The sequence below is a fragment of the Inquilinus sp. genome, from assembly GCF_057815775.1.
This window is the reverse complement of record NZ_JBYRFX010000490.1, coordinates 1-4,086: the sequence shown is the minus strand read 5'-3', so window position 1 is coordinate 4,086 and position 4,086 is coordinate 1. Positions and strand designations below refer to the sequence as shown.

General features: G+C 70.1%; 4 protein-coding genes. All 4 read left to right on the top strand.

Features of this window, described 5'->3' with window-relative positions; all coding sequences use genetic code 11:
• Nucleotides 1–249: 249 nt before the first annotated feature.
• Entirely contained in the window at nt 250–834 is a 585-nt protein-coding gene (locus AC3XYG_RS17420; RefSeq protein WP_489141116.1) for a glutathione binding-like protein, read from the top strand.
• 147 nt (nt 835–981) lie between these two features.
• The gene (locus AC3XYG_RS17415) at nt 982–2,439 is read left to right on the top strand and encodes a DHA2 family efflux MFS transporter permease subunit (protein WP_489141115.1); all 1,458 of its coding nucleotides are present in this window, start codon (nt 982–984) and stop codon (nt 2,437–2,439) included.
• Nucleotides 2,440–2,536: 97 nt separating this feature from the next.
• On the top strand, nt 2,537–3,352 hold the full coding sequence (locus tag AC3XYG_RS17410) for a DUF1835 domain-containing protein (RefSeq protein ID WP_489141114.1): 816 nt from the start codon (nt 2,537–2,539) through the stop codon (nt 3,350–3,352).
• Between the two features lie 30 nt (nt 3,353–3,382).
• A partial coding sequence (locus AC3XYG_RS17405; protein WP_489141113.1) for an HpcH/HpaI aldolase family protein occupies nt 3,383–4,086 on the top strand: 704 nt, incomplete at its 3' end.

Genomic DNA, 4,086 nt, shown 5'->3' with positions numbered 1-4,086 from the left:
TGACGGTCAATGCGGTCGTCGAGCGGGCTGCTGAAGGTGAAGTCGTCGGTCAGCAGCGCCTCCACCGCCTGCCGGTCCTTGGTCTCATAGGCCGCGTAGTAGCGGCGGATCAGGTCTGGAATGGGGTCGGTGCGCATTCTGCTTCCCTCCCAGGAATAAGTATATGTAACTTACAACCGGTTGCAGTTTGCAATTATTTGTAAGATTTGGCAAGATGGTCTCAACCAGACCCTGTGGAGGAGCGACGCCATGAAGCTGTACCTCACCCCCAACGCGTGCAGCCTTGCCGACCACATCGCGCTGCACGAGGCCGGCTTTGACTTCGACCGCATCCACGTCGACATCCCGACCCGGCGGACCGAGAGCGGCGACGACTTCACCCAAATCAACCCCAAGGGCTATGTCCCGGCCCTGGTGCTGGACGACGGCACGCTGCTGACCGAGAACGCCGCGATCCTGAGCTGGGTCGCCGAGCGCGCACCCGAACTGGCACCGGGTGGCGAGCTGGGGCGGATCCGGCTGGTCGAGACGCTGAGCTTCATCGGCAGCGAGCTGCACAAGCTGCTGATCCGCTCGATCTTCCCGACCAGCGATGAGGAGAAAGCGGCGGTGGACGAAGCGGTCGGCCAGCGCTTCGCCGTGATCGCCGGCCAGTTGCAGGGCGACTATCTGTTCGGCGACGGGATGAGCGTCGCCGACGCCTACCTCTACGTCATGCTGCGCTGGGCCCAGGCGCTGCAGCTGCCCGTGCCCGAGCCGCTGCCCGCCTATTTCGAGCGCGTGCATGCCCGCCCCGCCGTGCAGCAGGCGCTGCACCACGAGGGGCTGGCCTGACCGCCACTTGCCTTACCAAATCGATTAGGCAGATCTTGCCGCGACCCGCTGGGCGTGATATTCAACCTACGAGTTAAGGAAGCGGCCGCCGATCGCACGGTCGCAAACCGGCATGCCAAAGCCGGCGCAAAGGAAGGAAACCTCCCGTTGGACCACGCTGCCGACATTCGGGCCCCGGCCCATCGCGACGGACGCTGGCTGGCGCTGACCGTGCTGTGCCTCGGCGTGCTGATGATCGTGCTGGACACCACCATCGTGAACGTGGCGCTGCCGTCGATCAAAGCCGATCTCGGCTTCGGCGAGACCTCGCTGGCCTGGGTGGTGAACGGCTACATGCTGACCTTCGGCGGCTTCCTGCTGCTCGGCGGACGGCTGGGCGACCTGTTCGGCCACCGCCGGCTGTTCCAGATCGGGCTGGCGCTGTTCACCGTGGCGTCGCTGGCCTGCGGCATGGCCCTCTCCCAGGGCATCCTGGTGGCGGCGCGGGCGGTGCAGGGGCTGGGCGGCGCGGTCGTGTCCGCCGTGGCGCTGTCGCTGATCATGGACCTGTTCACCGAACCGGGCGACCGGGCCAAGGCGATGGGTGTCTACGGCTTCGTCTGCGCCGGCGGCGGCAGCATCGGCGTGCTGCTGGGCGGCCTGCTGACCGGGGCGCTGAGCTGGCACTGGATCTTCCTGGTCAACCTGCCGATCGGCATCGCCGTCTTCGCCCTGTCGCTGCGGCTGCTGCCGTCCGGCCGCAACGAGGCGGCGCCGCGTCACCTCGACGTCGCCGGCGCCGTCACCGTGACCGCCTCGCTGATGCTGGCGGTCTACGCCATTGTCGGCGGCAACGAGGCCGGCTGGACGTCCGGCCGGACGATCGGGCTGCTGGCCGGCGCCGTGGCGCTGCTGCTGGTGTTCCTGGTGGTCGAGTCGCGGGTGCGCGCGCCGCTGATGCCGCTGGGCCTGTTCCGGCTGCGCAACCTGACCATTTCCAACATCGTCGGCATCCTGTGGGCCGCGGCGATGTTCGCCTGGTTCTTCCTGTCCGCCCTCTATCTGCAGCAGGTGCTGGGCTACGACCCGATGCAGGTCGGCCTGGCCTTCCTGCCGTCGAACCTGATCATGGCCGCCTTCTCGCTCGGCCTGTCGGCAAAGCTGGTGATGCGCTTCGGCACGCGGGGACCCCTGGCCGCCGGGCTGCTGCTGGCCGCGGCCGGACTGGCGCTGTTCGCCTGGGCCCCGGTCGGCGGCAGCTTCGCGGCGCATGTGCTGCCCGGCATGCTGCTGCTCGGCCTCGGCGCCGGCATGGCGCTGAACCCGGTGCTGCTGGCGGCGATGAGCGAGGTCGGGCCGACCGAAGCCGGCCTGGCCTCCGGCGTCGTCAACACCGCCTTCATGATGGGCGGGGCGCTGGGCCTGGCGATCCTGGCCAGCCTGGCTGCATCACGCACCGACATGCTGCTGGCCGCCGGCGCCGACCGGCTGGTGGCGCTGGTCGGCGGCTACCAGGCCGCATTCCTGGCCGGGGCGTGCTGCGCCGCGGCGGGGGCCGCGATCGGCGGGCTGCTGCTGCGCACCCCACCGGCAATGCCGGGTGAGGCCGCACCGGCCACACCGTAAGCCGGCTGCGACGATCGGCGGGCCGCGCCCGGGACGATCATCCTGTCCCGGCGCGGCGGGGTTGCTATAGTCCGGCTCCGCCCCGGAAAGAATCGCGATGGCACCCCCCGTTCTGCATGTCTGCTGCGGTGACAGCGCCGCGGATTTGATCCGCGCCAGCCTCGGCCTGCCCGAGTCGGCGGTGCTGGTCCTGCGCGACGATTTGGCCGTCGGCCCGCTGGCCGATGTCGACGATGCCAGGCCGCAGGCCCGCGCCGATTTCTGGACCGATGTCATGGCCGGCGAGGCGCTGGAGGCGATCGAATCGGGCGGCCCGATGATCGATCTGCTCGCGGCCGAAGCGGCGACGTTGAGACATCTGTCGCCGGACCGGGGCCGGATCACGCTCTGGCACGGCACCGGCGCGGCCGAGCAGCTGATGCTGCGCCGGGCGCTGTGGGCCCTGCGCCATGCGACGGTGCCGGTCGAGGAGGTGGCGGTCGGAAAGGGGGCATTCCCTGGCCCTGGCCGCGGCCGTGGCGGCATGACCGCTGTGGCGATGCTGAGGCCCGACCACGTCGCCCGCACCGCCGCCACGGCCCGGCCGGTCGCGCCGGACCGCCGGACCCGGTTGGCCACGGCCTGGGAAGCCCTGCGCGCCGATGGCGGCGGACTGCGCCATGCCGAGGGCGACGGCGAGACCATCACCACCCATCCGATCGACGCGCATGACGACGAGATCCTGGCCGCGGCCGGGCCCGACTGGATGCCGGCCGCCCGAGTCGTCGGCCGGCCGATGGGTGAGATCACCGGCTTCTTCGCCACCGACAGCTTCGTGTTCTGGCGCCTGCGACAGCTGGCGGCGCTGGGACGGGTGGAGTTCGACGGCCCCCCGACCGTCATTCGCGGCCGCCAGGTGCGCCGGGTCGATTGAGATAAAGACAGCAAGCGGAAGGACGCAGCAATGGAACTCGACCGGAACCGGTTCAAGGCGGCACTGGCCGCCGGGCAGACCCAGATCGGGCTGTGGAGCAGCCTGTGCAGCAACATCGTCGCCGAGATCATCGGCGACAGCGGCTTCGACTGGATCCTGTTCGACACCGAGCATTCGCCGAACGAACTGCCCGACCTGCTGACACAGCTGCAGGCGGCGGCGCGCGGCACGGCGACCGGCATCGTCCGGCCGGCCTGGAACGACCCGGTGCTGATCAAGCGCATCCTGGACATCGGCGCCCAGGCGCTGCTGATCCCCTTCGTGCAGAATGCCGATGAGGCGCGCCGCGCCGTGGCCGCCTGCCGCTATCCGCCGGCCGGCATCCGCGGCATCACCGTCAGCGGCCGCGGCAGCCATTACGGCCGGGTACCCGACTATCTGAAGAAGGCCGATGCCGAGATCTGCCTGCTGGTGCAGGTCGAGACCGGCGAGGCGCTGGCGCAGATCGAGGAGATCGGCGGCGTCGACGGCGTCGACGGCGTGTTCATCGGCCCGTCCGACCTGTCGGCCTCGATGGGCCATATCGGCAACCCGGCCCATCCCGAGGTGCAGGCCGCGATCCAGGACGCGGTGCGGCGGCTGACCGCGATCGGCAAGCCGGCCGGCATCCTGACCTCGGTCGAGGCCGAGGCCCGGCGCTACATCGAATGGGGCTACCGCTTCGTCGCGGTCGG